Origin of the sequence: Sinanaerobacter chloroacetimidivorans (assembly GCF_018128545.1) — a bacterium.
GTDB classification, from domain to species: Bacteria; Bacillota; Clostridia; order Peptostreptococcales; family Anaerovoracaceae; genus Sinanaerobacter; species Sinanaerobacter chloroacetimidivorans.
Genome location: NZ_JAGSND010000017.1, coordinates 76,557 through 99,696 on the forward strand (window position 1 = coordinate 76,557; position 23,140 = coordinate 99,696).

The window sequence follows — 23,140 nt, forward strand, 5'->3', positions numbered from 1 at the left end:
AAAATTCAAGTGATTTTTAAAGTAAAATTGTAAAAAACATGCTAAAAACAGCTATTTTTTTAGGAAAAAATTTTTAAATTAGGGTCTTGCAATTTCGTTTGGGATGGGATATACTCATTTACGAAAACGATTAAGAAAAACTTGTCCTTTTCCTTTCCATAGGCTATAATAGAAATCGATTAGCAGTCCGCCATGAATTTGTTACACAAATTGGGCGAGCTAGTAAATAATACGGAGGGATAGCCTATGGTTTCCATGAAGGATATTTCAATAAAGTGCGGAGTATCTGTCGCAACAGTAAGCAAAGCGCTGAATGGCCAAAGCGACGTCGGCAAACAGACGGCGCAGCATATTCGCAGTGTTGCCAAAGAAATGGGGTACCTGCCCAATGCAGCAGCCCGAGCTCTTAAAACCAACCGCACGAATAATTTGGGCGTTTTGTTCGTCGACAACATGCAAAGCGGCCTGATGCATGAATATTTCTCCTCCTTGCTTGACAGCATTAAGACCGAAGCGGAACGCAGCGGATACGATATCACATTTATCAGCAATAATATCGGACAGCATAAGATGAGCTACCTCGAGCATTGCCGCTACAGGGCCTGTGACGGTGTGGTCATCGCCTGTGCAGATTTTAATGATCCCGACGTGGTGGAGCTGGTCCAAAGCGAAATTCCGGTGGTTACCATCGACCATGTGTTTAATGAAAAAACGGCGATCCTCTCAAACAACGTACAGTGTGTCCGGGATCTCGTTACGTATATTGTAAAACAGGGGCATAAAAAGATTGCCTTTATCCATGGGGAAGATACCTCGGTTACTCAGAAGCGCATTGCAAGCTTCCATCGAACTTGTCAGGAATACGGCATTGCGGTTTCGGAAGCTTATATCAAGAGCGCACGATATCATGATCCGGCCTCAAGTGCAGAGGCTACCCGGCAGTTGTTGTCTTTAGCGGATCGACCCACTTGCATCATGTATCCTGATGATTTCTCTTTTATGGGCGGACGCAGCGTGCTGGATGAAATGGAATTGAAGATTCCGGAAGATATCAGCGTGGCCGGATTTGACGGCATCTTTCTCTCTCGGGTTTTACAGCCGGTTCTCACAACAGTCCGGCAGGATACCGTTCGTATCGGTCGCGAGGCGGCTTGCCGTCTCATAGATGCTATTGAAAACCCAAAAGCAGCGGTGGCTGAGCAGGTCTTGATCGATGGGCAGCTGCTTTCCGGTAATTCGGTAAAACAGATCACCTAACCATCGGAGGCGTGAAATATCCGGTGCCTCCGGCATCATGCAGAGCATCATTAGGTTTTTAACCGCCTAAATAAAGCATGCTATCATTAAGGAGGAGGAAGAACTATGAACAATGCTAAAAAATTTCTTGTGTTGTTTCTAACGCTTGCAATGTTGGTTTCTATGGCTGCCTGTGGATCCGCCGGCGAGACAGCAGGATCCGGAACCGGTGACGAAGAAGGAAAGGTTCTTAACATTTATTGCTGGAACGAGGAATTCAAATCGCGCTTTACCGATTATTTTGAGAAACCAGGTCTTGTTCCCGATGGGGTGAAGGTCAACTTCGTTATCACCCCTAACCAGGATAACGCCTACCAAAACGCGCTTGATGAAGCGCTGCTCAATCAGGAAAATGCCGCCGGGGATGATAAGATCGATATCTTCCTGATCGAAGCGGACTATGCACTCAAATATGTTAACACTGATTATACCTTGGATGTAGTGAATGACATCGGCCTCACCGAAGACGATCTTTCCGATCAATACCAGTATACCCGAGATATTGTGACAGACAGCAGCGGCCGCCAGAAGGGCACGACCTGGCAGGCGACTCCAGGCTTGTTTGCCTACCGCCGTTCCATCGCCAAAGACGTTCTTGGTACCGATGATCCGGAAAAAGTACAGGAGGCGCTTGCAAACTGGGATAAATTTGACCAAGTGGCTGAGAAGGCAGCAACCAAAGGCTACAAGATGCTCTCCGGTTATGACGATTCTTTCCGTACATTTAATAACAATGTTTCCCAGCCTTGGGTCGATAAGAACAACAAGATTGTCATCGATCCCAACGTAATGCGCTGGGTTGAACAGACAAAGCTTTATACTGATAAGGGCTATAATAATAAGACCATTCTATGGGCACCTGAATGGGCTGCCGACCAGGGCCCGGCCGGCAAGGTATTCGGTTTCTTCTACTCTACCTGGGGTATCAACTTCACTTTGCTGGGCAACTCTCTTGCCACACCGGAATCTGAGGGCGGAAAGCCCGAAGTCGGCAACGGCATCTATGGCGATTATGCCGTCTGCCAGGGGCCGCAAAACTATTACTGGGGCGGTACCTGGATCTGTGCTGCGGCAGGTACGGACAATTTAAAACTGGTCCACGACATTATGTATACCCTTACCTGTGATGCTGCAACAATGAAGCAAATCACTGTTGATACGCAGGACTACACCAATAACGTGTCCGCCATGAATGAGCTTGCTTCAAGTGATTTCAAATCCGACTTCCTGGGCGGGCAGAACCACATCGCACTTTTTGCAGATGCTGCGCCAAAGATTGATATGAGCAATATTTCTCCGTATGATCAAACGATGACCGAGCAGTTCCGATCAGCCTTTAAGGATTACTTCGACAATAAGGTTACCAAGGAACAGGCTCTTGAGAATTTCTACACTGCGGTAATCGAAAAACATCCGGAGTTATCCAAATAAAAACTGGCTGAGGGTGCGGTTAAACCGCCTCACCGGTTGATGGCGCACGATAAGTTACCTCACTTTCTTATCGTGCGTACTGTTTTATATTCATTTATTATTTTCTCGATTCGGCGGCTAATTACAATTGAGGTGAAAACATGAATACTGTTCATAACCAAACGGCGGCTGTCCGCAAAAAGGCCGGACCCATCAGCTATGCAAAATGGGGGTACATATTTCTCATTCCTTTTTTTCTTGTATATGTTGTCTTTTCTTTTGTCCCCCTGGTTTCCGTATTTTATAACAGTTTTTTTGAAAACTACATGTCGGGCTTGACACAGATCGGTCCGAATTTTGTAGGATTTGAAAACTATGGAAAGCTTTTCGAAAACAATCTGGGAAAATACTTCGGTAACACCATGCTGATCTGGGTACTCGGCTTTATTCCACAGATTCTCATTTCACTTCTTCTGGCGAGCTGGTTTACTAACCTGCGGCTGCGGCTCCGTGCAACGGGTATTTTCAAAACGATTATTTATCTTCCGAATCTGATTATGGCATCCGCATTCGCACTGCTCTTCTTTGTGTTATTTTCCGATGCCGGTCCCATGAATGACATCTTATTAAGTCTTGGGATTCTCGAGACACCATATCGTTTCTTATCCGAGGTTGCAGGGACACGCGGGCTGATCATTGCCATGAACTTTCTTCTTTGGTTCGGCAATACTACTATCCTTCTTATGGCAGGGATTATGGGAATTGATACGTCACTGATCGAAGCTGCGGAGATGGACGGCGCAAAACCCGCACAGGTTTTCTGGCTCATTACCATGCCGCTTTTAAAACCGATCTTTGTATATGTGCTCATTACTTCGCTGATCGGCGGTCTCCAGATGTTCGACGTACCGCAGATCCTTACCAATGGAGGCGGCAATCCGGACAGAACGAGCACAACCTTGATTATGCTCCTGAATAATCATCTCTACAGCAAGAATTACGGAATGGGCGGTGCGCTGAGCGTCATTCTGCTTATTGTCAGCGGGGTACTGAGTTTTCTTGTGTACGATACACTGACAAAGGAGCAGCGAATGCATCGAAAGGAGCAGAGGCAGTATCGAAAGGAGCAAAAACAGATTGGAGGAGGTGGTGAACAATGAACAAAAACCTGGGAGATGCTGCACGCCTTCAGCTAAAGCTTACGAGAGCCGTATGCTATATTGTTCTCATCTTGCTTTCGGCGATGTGCCTGTTTTCCTTTTATGTGCTCATCATCAATTCCACACGCTCTCATCCCGATATTCAAAAGGGATTTACGTTCTTGCCGGGAGGATCCTTCGGATATAACCTTCAGAGCCTTCTTGCAAATGAAAATTTGCCTGTGGTGAGAGCCATCTTTAACAGCCTGTTTATATCATCATGCGCCGCGCTTGTAACAACTTATTTTTCGGCCTTGACAGCTTTTGCCATCCATGTGTACGATTTTCGTTTTAAACGTGCGGCGTTCACCTTCATCATGATGATTATGATGGTACCTACACAGGTGACAGCTCTTGGCTTTGTAAGATTGATGGGGACCTTCAATCTCATGGATACGTTTATACCGCTCATTGTTCCGGCTGCTGCTTCACCTGTGGTGTTCTTCTTTATGAAGCAATATATGGAGGCCTCGCTGCCCATCGCCATTGTGGAAGCCGCACGGATTGACGGCTCAAATGAGTTCTACACCTTCAACCACATCGTGCTTCCCATCATGAAACCGGCAATGGCTGTGCAAGGCATATTCAGCTTTGTTTCCTCATGGAACAACTATTTTGTACCGTCACTTATCCTGAAATCAGCGGAAAATAAGACTGTACCGCTTCTGATTGCCCAATTACGTAACGCAGACTTTTTGAAGTTTGACATGGGGCAGGTGTATATGCTCATTACCATTGCCATCGTCCCGGTCATTATCGTCTACCTGCTGCTTTCCAAGTTCATTATAAGGGGCATCGCATTGGGAAGCGTAAAAGGATAATCAGAGCAGTTGAATGCTGTTGAACTACGTATTTTGAAACCTGCAGAATTAAACTGCGGGTTTTCTTTTTTTCTGTACTCACTGTTAAAGTTGCATAAATTGTAATTGTATAATAAACTGATACATAATAATGGAAATGATACTGTATTGATTAACAGGATATAGATAGAATTATGAAGATAAAAGTTTATTTTGAAAATGATAAATATATTGCAGGTATCACATTGAGAGACGAATCGGAGCCGGAGGACGGAAATATGGCACTGCATGCCTGTGAAAACCCGGATCGGGTCATTGCAAACCGCATAAAACTGGCGGAGATGCTAAACTGCGGACTGGATGATTTCGTGTGCTCCTATCAAACCCATAGCTCGAACTTCCATCAGGTTACGCAGACGGATAGAGGGCGAGGAGCCAAAAGCATGGATACTGCAATTGCCGATAACGATGCCTTATATACTGATGAGCCGAATCTTTTGCTATGCTGTTTTACTGCTGATTGTGTCCCTGTTACATTTTATAATGAAATAAGCGGTTTGATCGGCATGATCCACTCGGGCTGGCAAGGTACGGTAAAAGAAATCACCTCAAAGGTTTTGGAGCAAATCATACAATTGGAACATTGCTGTCCGGATGACCTTAAAATACACCTTGGGCCGGCTTTGAGCCAGAACCGTTTTGAAGTGGATAAGGATGTCTGTGAAAAATTCGAAGCACTTGGATATGCAGAGGATTTTATCTATTATAATGACCGGACTCATAAGTACCATATCGATAACCAACAGGTGGTAAAAAGGCAATGTGAGAGAATGGGAATCAGGCAAGAAAGGATAACGGTTGATGAAACCTGTACTTATGATAGCCCTTACGGCTTTTCTTACCGTAAAGATAAAAACTGTGGAAGACATCTTAGCTTTATTATGAAAAAAAGGTAGCTGGCAATGGCCGGAAGTTTCTTGCTGATTTCAAGTATGAACATATTTCATGAAAATATAAATGAAGCGGAAGTGAGATCATGAAAAAAAGAAGTATCTTTGTGATCCTATGCCTTTTACTATTGACAGCTATACTTCTTTGGCGGGAATTCAGGACGGTATCAACCCCAATGATAGCAGAAGATGGTAAAAGAATACAGTCAAGTGTAAGCGAGCTGAAAGAACTCGATATCGGCGGAATGAAACAGTGGATCTTAATCAGAGGAAACGACGTTTCAAACCCTGTTCTGCTTTGGCTGCACGGAGGCCCCGGATCGGCACAAATGCCCATTGCTCAGTATTTTAACAAGGATCTTGAAAAGGAGTTTGTTGTCGTTCATTGGGATCAAAGAGGAGCCGGGAAATCGAACCCTTCAAACTTCGATGAATCTACAATGACCTTCGAACAGTATTTGGCAGATGGTCATGAACTAACAAACTACTTGAAGGAAAAATTTCACCAGGAAAAAATATACCTGGTGGGACACTCCTGGGGTACGAAAGTCGGAATTACCTTAGTATGCGATTACCCTGAGGATTATTATGCCTATGTCGGTGTCAGTCAATTGGTTTCAAATTTGCGCTCTCAGGAGATTACCTATCGCTGGCTGGAAGAAAAAATAGAAAATGATAGTGATAAATCAAAATTAGAAAAGATAGGGAAGCCACCCTACGTAGACCATGACCAATATGTCGCCTTCATGAAGCTGACAGGGGAGTACGGCGGAGGGATGGACATCGGCATGCTAAAGCTCGCCTCTATCGCCATCCATTCCAAAGAATATCGGCTAAGTGACTTTAAACGATGGCTTGACGGAGCCAATAGAGGAAGCGGCCCCATGTGGGACTCCTATATAACCTGGGATGCAATGAAAGAAGTACCGAAAGTTACCGTGCCGGTCTATTTCTTTTCCGGAAAAAACGATTACAATACGCCGTTGGAACTGGTTCGGGACTATTATGAGATGCTCAAAGCTTCTAAAGGGAAGGAGCTGTTTGTTTTCGAAGATTCGGCACACGCTCCCTTTATGAAGGAACCGGATCGCTTTTTCGACTCATTGAAAAAAGTGAAATCTGAGACTTATCTTACCTCAAACTGAATCATAATCCCGGAACTTGAAAGGAGATCGTTAAATGGGAACTTTAAATAAGGTTACCTGTAAAAAATTAATAAAGGGAATTGTATTGTTAATCCTTATTCTACTATGTTTGAGCGATTGTACAAAGTCTGATTTTGATAAGCAGGAACAGGTAAGTGAGTTTACTTCCTTTTTAGATAATCGTATACCGGATTTAATGAAGAGGTATGACATACCAGGTGCAAATGTCGCACTTATTCATGATGGTGAAATAGTATGGCTTCGGGCTTATGGCTATGCAGATGTCGGTCGAAAGCAAACAATGACAAAAGGTACCACCTATCGTGCTGAGTCATTATCCAAATCAGTAACGGCTTGGGGAGTAGTAAAACTCGTAGAACAAGGAAAGCTTGATTTTGATGCTCCTGTTAAACAATACATAAAAAGTTGGGAACTGCCTGCGGGAGTTGAGGAAACAATAACAGTAAGGCAGCTGCTCAGCAATAGTGCCGGCATGCCTTTAGGAACCATTGGTGAGGAATATTCGCCAAAAGGCCAGATTCCTTCTCTGCAGGAGTACTTATCAAAAGAGGCAAAGCAAATTCAAAAACCGGGCAGCTTTTTATACTCCAATGTAGGATATAATTTACTTGAGTTAATGATAGAAGAGGTGACAGGGCAGAAGTTTGCAGAGTATATGGATGAGGAAATCCTGGGGCCTCTCGGGATGCAGAACTCAAGTTTTGTCTGGAAAGAAGAGAACGAGGATAATATGGCAACTGGTTATGATATAAAGGGTCACCCGGTTCCAGCTTATGTTTACCCAGGAAAGGCATCCGGCGGACTTTTTACAACAGCCGATGATGTTGCACGTTTCGTTATTGCAGGGATGCCGCAGTTTGATAAAACAAACCAAAAACTATTAAAAGTTAGTAATATGCAAGAAATTTATTCCCCTTATGTTGAAATCCCCGGTCTTTATGGCATAGTGGCAGATTCTTACGGGATGGGACATTTTTTAGAAACTTTGGAAAATGGCGATAAAGCCGTTTTTCACGGAGGACAGGGTCACGGCTGGATGACACACTTTCATTGTCTCCCTGATAAGGGAGATGGAATCGTGATTTTGACAAACAGTCAGAGAAGCTGGCCGTTTATTTCTTATCTGATAAGTGATTGGTCAAAGTGGATTGGTATTCCTGCCTTAGGCATGAATAGAATTGCACAGGGAGTCCTGCTTGTCTGGTCGGTCATCCTTCTCTTATTTATTGCATCCTTATTGCTCCTCTGGCGAATAGGCACAAATTTCATGTCCGGAAATCGAAAATGGGTACCCTTTACCAAGGAAAACCGTCTGCTGCGATTCCTGCTTGGTTTTGTGGCTTTGGCGATCCTAACAATCCTTGTATGGTGTGTGAACCAGGATTACCTGTTTATAACATCTGTCTTTCCGACAGCATATCAGTGGCTTGGATTATCGGCCTTGGTTTTTGCAGTAACCTGTATGCTTCTGGCAGTATTCCCAAGATTGAGCATGAAAGTAATGAAAATAAAATAACTTGATAGATTACAAAATAAAATAACAATAAATTATTATTTAAAATTAATTAAAATAATGGTATTGATCATTCAAAAGTGTCTTAATTTACTAGCACATAGCAGAATAAAACCTGGCTACACTATTTGTAGGAGGTGTTTGAAAATGGATGCAAATAATATTGACTTGGGAGCAATGAAGTCAAGAGATTTAGGCAATATGGTTTCTAAGGCGCTGGTTGAGATTGGTAAAGAAGTAGTAAAAAGCGCATCGCCGAATGGTTATGTGGACTATGGAAATTTACCGTCAAGAGCTTTGCCGGAACTTGGAAAACAGGCCGTTGCCAATGTGCTGGGAAATGAAAGCACACAATAAAAAAACAGTATAGAATGGAAGCCTTATTTAGTTTGTGAACCGAACCCCAGAAATATCAAATTATTTAGCTGCTCCAAATGCTAGATCGATCTCTAACATTTGGAGTGTGCTTTATTTTTTTTGTTTTTTTCTTCAGACCATGGACTACGGTTTTATTATTTTTATTCTTTAGACCTCGGACTCCGGACTGCCTCAGTCAGTCTTTTATCAATCTTGACATCCAGCTCCTGCTCCAAGCGCTTTTTAAAGCTGTAATAAAGCTTGATCGCCTTACTTTTTCTGCCTTGTGCCATATAAAGCTCAAGTAGCTTAAGGCATAAATTTTCATCGTATGGCTCCGCCGCAAAAGCACGTCTTAGAATTTCATCTGCCTGCCCCAATTCTCCGCGACTGATAAGGATTACGCTCAATTTTTTACATGCTTCCAGGAAGATAGATTTGAGCCGCTCGCGTTCAAGGAAGATCAAATCTCCGTAATCGCTGCCTTCCATCAGATCCCCTTTATAAATTTGTATCATTCTATTCAGAACTTCAGCCAGTTTTGATTCCATTTGGGAAGTTTGCTTTGCAAGCTGAGGCCATTCGCTATGGAGACGCAGAAATTCATGGACATCCAGCTCCAATGCCGCGTTCTTTCTTATCAGAAGTCCTTCCAGAGTTTCCTGTATGAAGGCGTTGTTCCCCGTAACCTCCACTTGATATTTTGAAAGTATTTTTCTAAGATAATACAGCGCTGTTCGCTGCGAAGCCGTTGCTGATTTGCTGCCCGCACCGGGCCAGAGGAGCTCCGTCAGACTTTCTTTTGATACGGTATTACCGCTGTTGAATAAAAGATATTCAAGAAAAGCTTTAACCTTTTTGGTTTTCCATTCCGAATCGGGAATGCAAATTCCGTTTACAGAGATCTCAGGAGTTCCGAACAAGGATGCTTTTACAAAATAAAGCTGCTCGGGCCGCCCCGCTTTATATGCGGCAGCAAAATCATCAACGAAAGCTGCAAGCCGGCTTTCATCTATAATTTTTATCTTTTCTCTCAGATAGTTTACTGTTTGACTGTCAAAATACTTATTCAGCAGTTCCTCGGCATAGCAGGTGCAATAACCGTACCGAATCCCCCGAAGCGCCATTTCGGCCAGCGTTGGGATGTGAATATCCCAGAACATGAAATAACGGTTTCCGGCTGTCAGTTCCATGGTTTGTTTCAGCCGGTAATGTCCCTGTTCTATATTGCCCCATGCAAAATACAGCCTAGCCAAATGGAAGCCGGCGCCGCATAGAACCTGATGCTCCTTCTTTTCCGCTGCCGCTTCGACAGATGAAAGCAGGAAATGCTCTGCAAGAGAAAAATCACCCGATTCCCTTGCAAGAGCTCCCAGCACGGACAATGAAATTTCATGGACCATCAAACCGGGACAGGCTTCTCGGATCAGAGCGAGATCCTCACGGGCGTCCTCAAGATGTGTAACCGAACTGTTGGGTTGTATGGTCCAAAGATACCGAAGCAATCTGCAGGCAGCCGCCATAGCCTTATTGTTAATCTGCCTGAAGTGGAAAGCGGCGTGATCGAGCAGTTCCGCAGAAGCTTCCGCTTCAAAGGACAGGTACCGTTCGAAGGCGGTCAGACGTTTCCCGTGAGCTGTCAGGTACTCATACTCGTATTTTTCTCCGATCACAACAACTTCATCAATATACGACGGAATGGGATTCCTCTCGTTCTTCAGGGACAGGACGATAGAAAGAAAAAGCAGGATAAACCCTCTGGATGGCTCTATATTTTTAAATTTGGATAAAGTCAACGCGGTTTCCATGCAGCGCTCCGCATGGTCAAGCTTGCCCAAATTGTAATAGATGATGCAGGAAAGGATCAAATACAACCATTGGCTGTCTTCGGGAAGAAGTGCAAACAGGATACTTTCACTATGCGCTTCTGCTTCGGAAAAACGATCCTCACCGATGGAACGCACCATATCCAGAATGCCAAGGGTATTTTCAAGCTTTGCCGGAATATCGCGCCGCTGTCCCCGAAGGCCATCCGTCATTTCCACCAGCCCTTTCATATTGTTGCTGCACATGTATATATAAACCAGAACAGTTGCCGCATCGTAATACGTGGCAAGATCATTGCCCGTCAGCGAAAGCTGCAGAACTTCTCTCAGCGTATCTACTATTTCCGGCTGTCTGCTGTTGGGCATCAGCTGCGCTTTGAACAGCAGCAGAACCGGATTCTCCCGGATCATATCCTCCGGCAGTCGATCCAACCACAGCTTCAACTGTCCGGTCTCTCCGATCATGAATTTATTAAAGCCCTCTTTTGACACCATATCCATTGCCAAAACAGGGTTGCCGCACTTCGCCAGATGTTCCGCAGCCCGTCCGTAGGTGGTCTGGCTCATGTAATATCCGGCAGCCTTCAGATGAAGCACGGCGACCTCCTCCTCTGAACAGCGGTCTTCGAGAATCGATAACAGAAATTCTCGAAATAAAGAATGGAACCGGTACACCACCGGGTTTCCGGGAATCCGCTGGATAAACATGCCGAAACCCATACACTGTCCCATCAATGATTTGATATCATTGATTTCAAGTATTTCCGACGCCTCGGTCTCTGAAAAATCCTGAAGCAGCGCTAGTCTGGCCAAGGCGTCCTGCGTATCGCTGTCGACGGTTTTCAGTACTTCCAGAGACATATATCGGAACAGGGCGTCTTCGTGATCCAGCTTTTTGGAATCGATGGATGCGGTGCCGGTTCTTTTGTTTTTCATGGCGTGATACAGGATGATGATGCCTGCGATCCAACCCTCCGTGCTCTTTTCTATGAATTCGATCAGTTTCCTGTCTGCTGCGGTTTGGCCTAAGCTGAGCATGAAATCCTTTATTTCGGCATTGCTGAAAGAGAGGTCATCCATATAGATTTCAAGTATCTTTTTTTCGAGTTTTTGTTTTTCGGTAAATACGGCAAGACTTGACCGGTTCAGGATAAAAATTACGCAGGACGGCGGAAGGTTATCCAGTAAATATCTAGTCAAATCACAGATTTCCTGGACTGTCACGTTTTGAAAATCATCCAGCACAAGATAGGTACGGGTATCACAGGCTTTTCTGTGAAGCGCCCACATTTCCCGGCAGATCATGGAAACGATCTGCTGCGGCTGTGCGTAACCGCAGTCTTCAAGCGCCTTCCTGGCAGCTGAATAGATAGGAGCTGCCGCCGGGAACAGCACTTCCTTCAGATGAGCAAGGAACACCGATAAGTTTTTATCCTCGGGATCCAGGCGATACCAGCAGACCCGGCAAGGCATCGCTGCATGATGGTTCAAATAGGAAACCGCAAGGGTTGTTTTTCCGTATCCGGCAGGCGCGCATACGGTAACTGCCCTGCAGGAATCCATATTCTGATGAAGCCTTTCCAGCCGGTTCGTCAGCAAAAAGCTTTTGGCCAGCTCCGGCATAGTCAGTTTGCTCTTTAAAACGGGAATGTCGTTCATATCATCAACCTTTCACACAGATTTCTCAATATGACTCTCATTGGAATTGAAATTTTTACTTTATTTTACCATAAAAAAATGAAATGTAAATCGGTTCTTGGATTGATTTTTGAAGGTTCGGGCCATGTTTTCGATCCTTTTTTCATTTTATCTTTTTTTGACGGCCATCATGTAAAATCGAGAAATGACTAAGAAAAATAAAGAATTGATCTGGAAAAATAAAAAATAGAAAGGAAGTTCAAAATGTTTTGTACAGAATGCGGTTACAACGCAGGAGATGCAAAGTTCTGCCCGAATTGCGGAGCAGCTCTCTCAGGGGAAGCTTCTGCGCGGCAGGGCGAAAATGAAAACGACCCGGGGCGAATGTCCTTAAATGCGGCAGTGAAAATGAAGCGAGCCCATGAGGTGGAATACGAGATCCATGGAGAAGACCTTCAGTTTGTCGAGATCATGCTGGATCCGGCAGAGACTATCATCGCCGAAGCGGGAGCAATGATGTATATGGACGAGTCGATCAAAATGGACACGATTTTCGGAGACGGTTCGGGAAAAGAGGGTAATGATCTCAAGAGCAAGCTCTTTTCCGCAGGTAAGCGGGTGATAACCGGAGAAAGCCTTTTCATGACCTCGTTTACCAACACTGCTTCTGAAAAAAAATGTGTTTCCTTTGCCGCACCCTATCCAGGAAAAGTGATTGCCTTTGACCTTGGAGACTACGGGGGAATGATGATCTGTCAGAGAGACTCCTTTCTCTGCGCAGCAAAGGGGATCTCCATCGGCATCGCGTTTCAGAAGAAAATCGGAGTAGGCCTTTTTGGAGGAGAGGGTTTCATCATGCAAAGGCTGGAAGGCGACGGCCTTACTTTCATGCACGCCGGTGGAACCATTATTAAGAAAGAACTGAGGCAGGGAGAGAACGTCAAGCTGGATACAGGCTGTCTGGTTGCCATGACCAAAACGGTGAATTACGACATCCAGTTTGCAGGAGACATCAAGAACGCCCTGTTCGGCGGTGAAGGTCTCGTACTTGCCACCCTCAGCGGCCCGGGCACCGTATGGCTCCAATCCCTGCCCTTCTCAAGACTGGCGGATCGGATCCATTCCGCGGGAAAAGGAGGGAGCAGGACCAAAGAGGAAGGCAGCCTCCTGGGAGGTATCGGCATCGGGAATCTGCTTAAGAGCGATTGACAGAGATTTCTGCATAATTTAAAAAATATATCCAAAGGAGTGCACCGTAGGAAAATTTATTTTTTGCGAGGTGCTATATCTTATAAACAAAAAAAGGAGGAAAAAATGAAACGATTACTTTTTATCGTTGTTTTGATTGTTGCATTGTGTGCAGGAACCGGATTTCCCTATGGTCTGACGGCAGAAGCAGCAGACCTGGGAACCTATTCCTGGGCTGGGGAATGGGAAACGAACTGGGGCAATATGACCATTACCCAGACAGGCTCAAAGGTTACGGGAACTTATACTTATGACGAGGGTAGGATAAACGGGACGGTTTCGGGCAATGTCCTTACCGGCACCTGGTCGGAAGCGCCTTCCTATGCTCCGCCCGGAGATGCGGGAGAGGTGGAATTTGTCATGTCAGAAGACGGCAAATCCTTTACCGGAAAATGGCGCTATGGTTCGGAAGGCGATTGGGGCAATTGGGAGGGCGGAACCAGAACCACCGAGGTCATTTTAGCCTCAACCCCCAAAGACTATGAAAAAGCATCTTCCTGGGCGGTTTCCGAGCTTGACAAGGCAGCGGAATTCGGGCTGATACCCGGAATACTGAAGGGTGCGGATATGACAAAGCCTATCACCCGGGAAGAATTTGCCGAGTTAGCGGTGAAGCTTTATGAGCAGTCCAAAGGAACCTCCGCAGCAGCCGCCTCACCGAACCCCTTCACAGATACAAGCAATCAGCAAATTCTCAAGGCTTTCCATTTGGGAATCACACAGGGTACCTCGGGCACCGCCTTTTCGCCCCAGGTTCTGATCAATCGGGAGCAGTGCGCTGCCATGTTGTTCCGCACCATCAAGGCCATCCATCCCGGCGGGGACTACAGTACCGCAGGAATTCCCGACTTCCCGGACCAAAAGAGCATTTCGTCCTATGCCGTTGATGCTGCAAAATATATGTCAAAGCTGAATATTGTCAAGGGCGATGCACAGGGCTATTTTATGCCTAAGGCAATCACCTCGGTCCAGACTGCCGCCGGTTACGGCATGGCCACACGAGAGGCTGCTGTACTGATGAGCGTACGGACCTACGATCAGATGGATGCGATCAAGGCAACTTCGGGGAATACCGCACCGGCGGCCACATCGACTTCCGTCGTCGGGACCTGGGTCCTGGGCAGCCTGGCGGGAGGAACCTTCAACGCCGCTTCGGGGAAATACGAGGGCGGTGCATCGGGCCTTGGGCAAACCTATACCTTTAAGCAGGATGGAACCTACACTGCCCTGGTAATTTGGTCAAATGCCATCTGGCTTACAGGCAAGTACAGTGTAAAGGACGGAGTACTCACGCTGACCGACAGATTTTCCGAGGAAAGCAATGACGGTGGCAAGACCTGGGGAGCAAAGGAAGCGCTGCCCGACGCCTCGTCATATTTTACCGCCGGAACGGACAATTCGGGAAAATATCTGTTGATTGGTGAAGAAGGCGCGGTACCTCCCCTTGTTGAGAAGGCAAACTCTTTAAAGTACTGCTTTAAAGAGTAAAAGTTCTATAGAACAAGAATCAGATAAAATCGTATTCAAATGCTGTGAAAATTTAAAATAGGAGGAATAATTACAATGAAATATCATCAAAGGGGGATTTATAGGCTCTTTATTCTGTTTCTGGCGATAGCCGTAATGGCCGCCGCGCCAATAGGTTCCTTACAGACATACGCGGAGGATGACACTACGCCGCCGGCTTTTGCGGTACTTCCGCAGAACAATCCGCAAGCGCCTGGCTCGCGTCAAATCTATATCTACGCTACTGCAGATGAGCCGGCTTATTGTCATGCCGTTTTTGTAGCGGATGGTGATGGCGCACCTACCAAGGAGCAGGTCGCCGCCGGACAGGATGCCAGTGGGAATGAAGCCCTTAAAGCATTCTCCAGCAGTAGCAAATCCACTAACATCACCGTATACGGCTTTGTACCGCTGCATAGTGCAGAGTATGACGTTTATGTGGTGCTGAAGGACGACGCTGGCAACCTTTCGGAGCCTGCTAAGGTGGATTTTCCCTCGCCGCCGCCTGCAGAGCTGCTTGCTGTCGGCTACCCACAGATTGGGAATACCCAGCCAGACGGCAGCAATCAGGTGCAGATAAAAGTAGCTCTCCAAAATATTAACACCGAAAGAAAAGGCAAGGTATACTGGGTACTCCTGCCCGATGGAGCGGCAGAACCCAGCATCGAGCAGGTCGCTGCAGGAACGGACGGCGATGACAACACCGCGGTTACTTCCGGAAGCCCCGAATTCAGTCCAGGAAGCGAAGCGAGCTTTCTTGTAACCGGCGCCGCCGGAGAAACGGCATATGATCTTTACATGGTTGTAGGCGATACTCAATATGCCGCTCCTCTCGCCCGCTGCACCGACGTTATCGGGCTGGACGTTACCACCCCGGCGAATATTCCAGGTGAAAAGGTCTGCGCTATCGGTGCAACGGAATACGGGACTCTGGCCGAAGCTTTGGATGCAGCAGGTGCCACCGATACCATAAGACTTTTAAAAAGCTTCGCAACTGTTCAAGGCGTCGTGATCAGTAATAAGAACATTACCTTTGATCTGGACGGTTATTCTCTTACCGTTACGACGGCCGCCAATGAAGGCCTCAAGGTGACAAACGGCACCGTGGCGCTCGCCGGTACAGGTGAATTAAACGTCAGCGGAAAGCTCTGCGGCGTGTGGGCAAGCAACAGTGCTGTAACCGTCACGAACGCCACAGCTACCGATACGAACACATCGGGCACAGCTTCCGGTATGGGCGTGTATGCCATCGACGGTTCGGTGGTGACCGTGAGAGAGGTTGCGGCCGGAGCGGCTCATGGTGTTAAGGCAGAGAACATCAACACCAAGGTTACTGTAAACGGCAATACTTCCAACAACGCACAGATCAAAGGTGCTGTGTACAGCACCGGGCAGGCTGAGGTTCTCGTGAAAGGCAATGTGACAAGCTCACAGGGCTACGGCGTACACGTCAACGGCGGAAAGATCACCGTGGAGGGCAGTGTGAGCGCTAACCACGTGGGCGCGATGTCGCAGAACAACGGCTCTGTGATCGTCGTCAAAGGGGACGTCGCCTGCTACAATAACGGGGCGGTCATTGAATCCGGTAACGGCAGCATCACAGTGGACGGAGAGATCATCACCTCCGGCAACTATGTGCTGATCGGTTCGAATAATATAGATAAGGCCGCAGGCGTCTCTGACCCCGCCAAGCCCGGTTATCTCAAGTACAGCAACAGCGGCGGCATCACGGGTACGGTCTGGGTGAAGGACAATACGCCGCCCAGCAGCGTGTGCAAAATTGGAAGCACGGAATATACTACGCTGGATGCAGCCCTTGCAAATGTTGTCAGCGGGCAGTCCATCCACCTGCTAAAAACCATCGCGTATACCTCCCCGGTCACGATTGAAGACAAGAATATCACTTTTGATTTGGCAGAGGGATCCCTTAGCATCGATACCGCCGGCACGGCGCTCATCGTAAAAAACTGCACTGTAACACTCTCGGGCAGTGGTTACTTTGACGTCAAAGGTTCTGCAATGGGAGTGCGATCCAATAACGGAGCCGTCACCGTGCGGTATGCTGAGGCAACCGGCGGCACCGGCGCGTATGCAGAAAACGGCGGAGAAATCACCGTGCTGGGTGACGCCAAGGGAGCCGCCATAGGTGCTTTTGCCTATGGCACGGGTAGCAGAATCACTGTGAATGACGACGCCATGGCCACGGAGTACGGAGGCAGAGCGGTTGAAGTCATGACCGGCGGTCATGTTCAGGCAAACAGCGCTATCGCAGACAAAGCAAACAGCTACGGAGTAAAGGCATCCGGTCTCAACGCCACCGTTAATATTCTAAACAACGCGAAGGGCGTTCAAGGCGGTGTATGGGCACTGAATTCCGCTGAAATTACGGTAGGCGGAAACGTCACCGCCGACGGCGATGGAAGCTGTGGAGCCACGGCGGACACCGGCAGCAAAATCACCATTGACGGCAGTATAACGGCAGCGGCAGTCTATATAAAAGTAGGCGTTATCGCAAAAGGCCCTGCTGAATATACAACCGATGCGGCAAAGCCGGGCTACCGTAAATATACCGACAACACCAGCACTGTCTTTGTGAAGGAGGCTTCTTTGCCTACATCCCTTGCTATAACCTCGGACAGTCTGCCGGAAGCCACGGCAGAAGAACCTTACAGCACAACCCTGGCAGCTATCGGCGGTACGACGCCCTATATCTGGAGCACTACCGGTCTGCCGGCAGGACTCACTATCGACGAATCCACCGGGGAGATCAGCGGTACTCCGACAACAGTTGGAACATATACCATCACCATCACTGTCTCCGGCCAGGACGGCAGCAGTGCGAATAAAGAATTCAGTCTGACTGTGACCCCGGCAATTACAGGTTCTCTCAGCGATTGGGACTGGAGGAGCCCCCTTCCGACCAATGAGCATTTTTACGGAGCCGCATGGGGGAATAATACCTGGGTGGCGGTCGGTGCAAAAGACACCGTCGTTACGTCACTGGACGGAGTGGATTGGACCATCCATAATACCGGCAGTTTTGGAACTTTTCAGGATATAACCTACTGCAGCGGGCAATTTTTTGCAGTGGCATACGACGATTATTACAGCCGCATTCTTGTCTCAAACGATGGCGTCAGCTGGTCGGTACTCATGACAGTGGTATCTACCCAGCTTGCGGCAATCACATACGGGAATGACTTGCTGGTCGTCACGGGAAATGACGGTAAGATACGGACTGCTTCTCTTGACGACATAACTGACTGGGCGGAACATAATGCAGGTGCAAGTGCGCTTTGGGATGTAGCTTATGGAAACGGTACCTTCATAGCAGTCGGATCTGGCGGATCCGCTGTAACATCCACTGATGGAGTAAACTGGTCGCCACTGAACACCCAGACCACTTACACTCTACATGGTATTGCCTTTGGCGGGGGCAAATTCGTAGCTGTTGGAAGCAATGGAGTAATTGCCGCTTCTTCCGTTGACGGGACGGACCTGGTCTATAAGACCCACAACGACAGCTATCATCATCTTCTCTCGGTGATATTTCACAATGGAGCTTTCACCGCTGTTGGGTATGAATATATCAGCGGTACTAAGGGTTATATCACACGCTATAGCAGTGGAACAAGTTATACTACCCAGGTAATCAATGTTAACAGCGGCCTTAGAGCCATTGCTGTAGACGACAGCAATAACTGCCTGGCAGTAGGAACTTACGGGGGAATCATAACCTCAAGCAATTCAAGCACCTGGGCCATAGGATCAAAGGGTACAACAAAGATACTTGGCTCACTGGCCTATGGCGACGGCAAGTTTGTTGCAGCAGGCGACAATGGGACCATCCGGACCTCACTGGACGGAGTGGATTGGGACGTACAAAGCTCCGGTACCGCCAATGCCCTCAGGGCTGTAGCCTATGGCAATCATCTGTTTGTAGCTGTTGGCGATAATGGCACGATTATTACCTCGCCCGACGGAGAAGTGTGGACTTCCCAAACATCTGGAACCTCCAATAAACTAAACGGTATTGCCTATGGAAACGGAGCCTATGTGGCGGTAGGCAGAATCGGGACGATTCTAACCTCATCGGATGGGGTAACCTGGACGCAAAGGACAGCACCTTTATTTAACGAATTGATGTCGGTCGCTTATGGAAACGGTACATTTATGGCAGTATTTGATTACGGTCAGGTTACGGCTTCTGCGGATATGGGTGAGACATGGGTGAGAAAGACCGATTTAGAAGGATGGGGTCATGCTATCTATCCACGATCGATTGTTTTTGCAGGTGATAAATTTGTCACTGTTGGAGGCTATCGAAGAATATTGTCCTCAGCGGATGGCGGTCAAACGTGGATTGACAGGAATGAGGATGATCCTTTAAGTGATTATCTCTTTGCTGTCGCCTATACAAGCGGCAGGCTGCTGGCAGTTGGCCAGCGCGGCACACTTATGGTCTCCATGGACGGCGGAATCACCTGGGCGGATATCATTTATCCCCGAATAAAGACGGCAACGAATAACGATTTGTATGGTCTTGCCTCCGATGGAACTACGTTCGTTGCAGTGGGCGATGTAGGCACAATCATCCAATCCCGGGGGGTGGGTGACCTTGATACAAGCGATGCCGATGCTGTAGTCGCAGCCAAAGCAGCTCTGACCTGGAACAGCATCAATGGCACCAACAGTGCAGAAAACAATGTGACGTCCAACCTGGCCAACCCGCTGCCCACAACAGGAGCCAACGGTACGGCCATCAGCTGGAGTGCAGCCCCAACGGGCTGGATCAATACAGCTACCGGAGCGGTCACAAGGCCAACCAGCAGTCAGGGAGATAAGAACGTTACCCTGACCGCCACAATAACAAAGGGATCTGCCAGCGACAGCGTAACTTTCCACTTGACCATTAAAGCAGTGGCTCTGACTGCAGATGAAGCCATTACCCTGGATAAAGCCTCTTTAACCTGGAACAGCATCAAAGGCGCAAACAGTACAGTGAGCAATGTGACCTCCAACCTGGTCAACCCGCTGCCCACAGCAGGAGCCAACGGTACAGCTATCAGCTGGAGTGCAGCCCCAACGGGCTGGATCAATACGGCTACCGGAGCGGTCACAAGGCCAACCAGCAGCCTGGGAGATCAAACGGTAGTACTGACGGCCACCATAATCAAGGCTGGCGGAACAAGCCAGTCCCAAGTCTTTACCTTGATCATTAAAGCACAGGCTTCATCAGGCGGCCCTGTGCACACCGGATCAACACCCCCGGCAACGATCAACGCCACGGTTGAAGCAGGAACGTATTTGAAAAATATAACTATCGGGGTTGATAGTACAAAGGGAGCTGCGACGGTGAGCCCCAGCGAAAGCGTTTTAAATGAAGCCTTCGGAAAGGCGGATAACGATCGTGACGGGGTGAAGACGGTAAGAATAGAGCTGCCTAAAGTACAAGGCGCAGACACCTATGTGCTGCAGCTGCCTTCCACAGCTCTTGCCTCGGAGGATACAAACAGGAAAATAGAAATGAAATGTGAAGCCGGGACAATTACCGTACCGGATAACATGCTTGTGGGAACGGGATTTGAAAACATCGGGGAGATAGGCATCAGCATCGGAAAAACTGATACGTCAGGACTGCCACGGGATGTCAAGGATAGCATCAGTGACAGGCCTATCATTGAGCTGAAGCTTCTAGCAGGAAACAAAACGGTTGAATGGAATAATCCCAATGCCCCGGTAATGGTTTCCATTCCCTACTCTCCTACTGCGGCAGAACTGCAGGATCCGGAGCATATCGTGATCTGGTACATCGACGGCTCGGGCAACGCTGTTTCAGTGCCAAGCGGCAGGTATGACCCGGCTGCGAGAACCGTAACCTTTACTACCACTCATTTTAGTGATTATGCCGTCGCTTACGTGCATAAGACCTTTGCCGATTTGGACGGTGCAAAATGGGCAAAGAAAGCCATCGAGGTGATGGCGTCCAAGGGCATCACCAACGGCACCAGCAAAGAAGCTTTTTCGCCGTCGACAGGTATCACCAGGGCGGATTACATGGTTATGCTAATCAAAAGCCTTGGACTTACGGCTGAATTCGATCAGAACTTTTCTGATGCGGTGCCCGGCGCTTACTATTACGAATCGCTCGGTATTGCACGGGAGCTTGGTATCGCAGCAGGCGGCGGAGATAACCGGTTCCTGCCGAAGGAGAGAATCTCCAGGCAGGATATGATGGTGCTCACTGCCAGAGCTTTGGAGAAAGCCGGCAAACTGGACCAGGGAAGCGATACCGGTATACTGGATCAGTTCAGCGATAAGGGCGGTATTTCAGAATATGCTGCTGAAAGCCTTGCGGCTTTAATCAAGAGCGGACTGATCACGGGCAGCGGGAATAAACTGAACCCCCGCGGGGATACCACCAGAGCGGAAGCGGCGGTATTCCTTTACCGGATCTATAATCAATAAGCAAGCAGGTGTGTTATGAAATAACATAGGAGGGAATCCCCGTGAATAGATTAATTGTAATATTCCTGATCCTGGCCCTGGCATGCTTCGGCACCGCCGGCTGCGGAACGAAAGACAAATTGGAAGAAAAAGCCGCGGAGAAGTTGACGGAACAAATGCTTGAACAAGGCGACGGTGTGAGCGACGTGGACATTGATGGAGATAAAATCACAATCAAGGGGGATGACGGCGAGGAAGTGATCATCGGAGCCACCGAATGGCCAAAATCGGAGCTGGGAAAAAGCATTCCCGAATTCAGTAAGGGCAAGTTTGCCGGCATCGTTGAAACTTCAAATTATCTGCTGGTAAACCTTGAAGAGGTCGAACAATCAGATGCTGTCGCGTACATTGAAAAGAATAAGCCTAATTTCACTCTTGACAATTATGAATCCAAATCTGAGGATATGATCTCCTGGTACGGTGCTAACGATGCGGGGGTGAAGCTTACACTCACCCTTTCGGACACCTCCTTCAGTATTATGCTGCTCATGGATGAGTCTGAATGAGTGAGCTGAACGATATAAATACCTTCGTATGTGATATCGAAAGAAAGGAACGAAATATGCTGAAAAAAATTATAATCCTCAGCCTTGTCATTGTGCTGACACTAGCCGTATTTTCAGGCTGCGAAAACAAGGAAACGCCTTCCGCATCCGGACCGGAAACGGAAGAATCTATGCCGGAAGAATCTGCTGAACAGGCCGGCACTGATGCGGATCTGTATTCCAAGTATCTTACGGCAGCAGATGTAGAGGAAGTTACAGGGATCGGCGGACTGACGTCAATGACTGAGTCCATTACACTGAAGTTTTTTACCGATGAGGGTTTAGACATTCTGGAAGTACGGTTTGACGGCAGCTCCTTTTATGATGAAGAGGTCGGAGCAAACGAAGAGTATTATAGCCCGGTATCTGATCTGGGTGATAAGGCGGCAATCTGTATCCCTGATATGCCGTACCGTGTGACTTTCCTGCAGGGCGATCACTGCATCATGGTGCAGACCATACCACAGGACGGGAATCTGCCGGTTACGGAGGATCAATTGATTGCACTCGCTAAAATTGTCTCTTCAAGGCTATAACACCAACTATTTTCTGTATGGGAACAGGCCCTTGCCATGAGTATGCTGGTTATAAAGGTATACTATAAAAATATATTCGATTTTGTTATGAAGATAAAAATAGAATAGTAACAGAAAGAAGAGATGCATTCGTTTTTCTACTATTATATAGGAATTGGATGCATCTTTTCTATAATTAAAATTCCCAATAAAAACCAACAATAAAAGCGAATTTTTTTATAGAAAAAGGGTTGACAGGCTGGTGGATATTTGTTAAGATCGAATTCCTCGCTAAGGGGTAAGCTACTCCAGATCGGATGTAGAAGTTGAGATCTAAATCATTTTAAAAAATAATGAAATAAGATGTTGACAATATGCCATAGCGGTGATATACTTGAAAAGTTCGCTAAACGCGAAAGGCCATTAGCAATAAGGCCTAAGTACCTTGAAAACTCCATAGTGCAGAAATTTAGTCAAAGAGAACATTAAGTTGTTCTCGGATACTAAAGTACAAATACAATCAGCAATGATTGGTAAGACAAATTCAAACTTGTTTGAAGGAGTCAACGTACAATTCTGAAAATAAACAATAATTCTGAGATTTGCAATTGCAAAGATTAGAACAAAGCGAAACGCGATGCGTTTTGTCTTGAGCAAGATTTAA

The 23,140-nt window shown here is 47.2% G+C and carries 14 protein-coding genes; 13 read left to right on the plus strand and 1 reads right to left on the minus strand.

Features of this window, described 5'->3' with window-relative positions:
* Positions 1–246: 246 nt before the first annotated feature.
* From KCX82_RS18570 to KCX82_RS18605, 8 genes are all read left to right on the plus strand, one after another.
* A complete protein-coding gene (locus KCX82_RS18570; protein WP_227019989.1) occupies positions 247–1,257 on the plus strand; it encodes a LacI family DNA-binding transcriptional regulator in 1,011 nt (336 codons plus the stop codon).
* Positions 1,258–1,386: 129 nt separating this feature from the next.
* Complete coding sequence (locus KCX82_RS18575) at positions 1,387–2,727, plus strand: hypothetical protein (RefSeq protein ID WP_465250681.1); 1,341 nt, start codon at positions 1,387–1,389, stop codon at positions 2,725–2,727.
* 140 nt (positions 2,728–2,867) lie between these two features.
* Entirely contained in the window at positions 2,868–3,866 is a 999-nt protein-coding gene (locus tag KCX82_RS18580) for a carbohydrate ABC transporter permease (RefSeq protein ID WP_227019990.1), read from the plus strand.
* Positions 3,863–4,726, plus strand: coding sequence for a carbohydrate ABC transporter permease (locus KCX82_RS18585; protein ID WP_227019991.1), 864 nt, complete (start codon positions 3,863–3,865; stop codon positions 4,724–4,726). The genes KCX82_RS18580 and KCX82_RS18585 overlap by 4 nt, the downstream gene beginning before the upstream one ends.
* Positions 4,727–4,899: 173 nt before the next feature.
* On the plus strand, positions 4,900–5,661 hold the full coding sequence (pgeF, locus tag KCX82_RS18590; RefSeq protein ID WP_227019992.1) for a peptidoglycan editing factor PgeF: 762 nt from the start codon (positions 4,900–4,902) through the stop codon (positions 5,659–5,661).
* 80 nt (positions 5,662–5,741) lie between these two features.
* On the plus strand, positions 5,742–6,800 hold the full coding sequence (locus KCX82_RS18595; protein ID WP_227019993.1) for an alpha/beta fold hydrolase: 1,059 nt from the start codon (positions 5,742–5,744) through the stop codon (positions 6,798–6,800).
* A gap of 34 nt (positions 6,801–6,834) precedes the next feature.
* The gene (locus tag KCX82_RS18600; protein WP_227019994.1) at positions 6,835–8,337 is read left to right on the plus strand and encodes a serine hydrolase; all 1,503 of its coding nucleotides are present in this window, start codon (positions 6,835–6,837) and stop codon (positions 8,335–8,337) included.
* A gap of 144 nt (positions 8,338–8,481) precedes the next feature.
* The gene (locus KCX82_RS18605; RefSeq protein ID WP_227019995.1) at positions 8,482–8,691 is read left to right on the plus strand and encodes a hypothetical protein; all 210 of its coding nucleotides are present in this window, start codon (positions 8,482–8,484) and stop codon (positions 8,689–8,691) included.
* A 161-nt stretch (positions 8,692–8,852) separates the two neighbouring features.
* Here the strand turns inward: KCX82_RS18605 and KCX82_RS18610 are convergent, their stop codons facing one another.
* Entirely contained in the window at positions 8,853–12,176 is a 3,324-nt protein-coding gene (locus KCX82_RS18610) for a BTAD domain-containing putative transcriptional regulator (RefSeq protein WP_227019996.1), read from the minus strand.
* Positions 12,177–12,419: 243 nt separating this feature from the next.
* On the opposite strand from KCX82_RS18610, the gene KCX82_RS18615 reads away from it, so the two are divergent.
* The 5 genes from KCX82_RS18615 to KCX82_RS18635 all read left to right on the plus strand — a co-directional run bounded on the left by KCX82_RS18615 (position 12,420) and on the right by KCX82_RS18635 (position 22,497).
* Positions 12,420–13,364, plus strand: a complete 945-nt coding sequence (locus KCX82_RS18615) for a TIGR00266 family protein (RefSeq protein WP_465250682.1) — start codon at positions 12,420–12,422, stop codon at positions 13,362–13,364.
* A gap of 105 nt (positions 13,365–13,469) precedes the next feature.
* Positions 13,470–14,891 carry an S-layer homology domain-containing protein gene (locus KCX82_RS18620; RefSeq protein ID WP_227019997.1) on the plus strand — a complete coding sequence of 474 codons (1,422 nt, stop codon included), beginning with the start codon at positions 13,470–13,472 and terminating at the stop codon, positions 14,889–14,891.
* Positions 14,892–14,966: 75 nt separating this feature from the next.
* The gene (locus KCX82_RS18625) at positions 14,967–21,377 is read left to right on the plus strand and encodes an immunoglobulin-like domain-containing protein (protein ID WP_227019998.1); all 6,411 of its coding nucleotides are present in this window, start codon (positions 14,967–14,969) and stop codon (positions 21,375–21,377) included.
* Positions 21,378–21,418: 41 nt separating this feature from the next.
* Positions 21,419–21,922: a DUF6591 domain-containing protein gene (locus KCX82_RS18630; protein WP_227019999.1), complete on the plus strand. Its 504-nt coding sequence runs from the start codon at positions 21,419–21,421 to the stop codon at positions 21,920–21,922.
* Positions 21,919–22,497 carry a hypothetical protein gene (locus tag KCX82_RS18635; protein ID WP_227020000.1) on the plus strand — a complete coding sequence of 193 codons (579 nt, stop codon included), beginning with the start codon at positions 21,919–21,921 and terminating at the stop codon, positions 22,495–22,497. The genes KCX82_RS18630 and KCX82_RS18635 overlap by 4 nt, the downstream gene beginning before the upstream one ends.
* Positions 22,498–23,140: the final 643 nt, after the last annotated feature.

Bases quoted from the DNA above. Each gene is read 5' to 3' on its own strand.
- KCX82_RS18570 (WP_227019989.1), top strand. From the start codon at position 247: ATGGTTTCCATGAAGGATATTTCAATAAAGTGCGGAGTATCTGTCGCA.
- KCX82_RS18580 (WP_227019990.1), top strand. From the start codon at position 2,868: ATGAATACTGTTCATAACCAAACGGCGGCTGTCCGCAAAAAGGCCGGA.
- KCX82_RS18585 (WP_227019991.1), top strand. From the start codon at position 3,863: ATGAACAAAAACCTGGGAGATGCTGCACGCCTTCAGCTAAAGCTTACG.
- pgeF (WP_227019992.1), top strand. From the start codon at position 4,900: ATGAAGATAAAAGTTTATTTTGAAAATGATAAATATATTGCAGGTATC.
- KCX82_RS18595 (WP_227019993.1), top strand. From the start codon at position 5,742: ATGAAAAAAAGAAGTATCTTTGTGATCCTATGCCTTTTACTATTGACA.
- KCX82_RS18600 (WP_227019994.1), top strand. From the start codon at position 6,835: ATGGGAACTTTAAATAAGGTTACCTGTAAAAAATTAATAAAGGGAATT.
- KCX82_RS18605 (WP_227019995.1), top strand. From the start codon at position 8,482: ATGGATGCAAATAATATTGACTTGGGAGCAATGAAGTCAAGAGATTTA.
- KCX82_RS18610 (WP_227019996.1), bottom strand. From the start codon at position 12,176: ATGAACGACATTCCCGTTTTAAAGAGCAAACTGACTATGCCGGAGCTG.
- KCX82_RS18615 (WP_465250682.1), top strand. From the start codon at position 12,420: ATGTTTTGTACAGAATGCGGTTACAACGCAGGAGATGCAAAGTTCTGC.
- KCX82_RS18620 (WP_227019997.1), top strand. From the start codon at position 13,470: ATGAAACGATTACTTTTTATCGTTGTTTTGATTGTTGCATTGTGTGCA.
- KCX82_RS18625 (WP_227019998.1), top strand. From the start codon at position 14,967: ATGAAATATCATCAAAGGGGGATTTATAGGCTCTTTATTCTGTTTCTG.
- KCX82_RS18635 (WP_227020000.1), top strand. From the start codon at position 21,919: ATGAGTGAGCTGAACGATATAAATACCTTCGTATGTGATATCGAAAGA.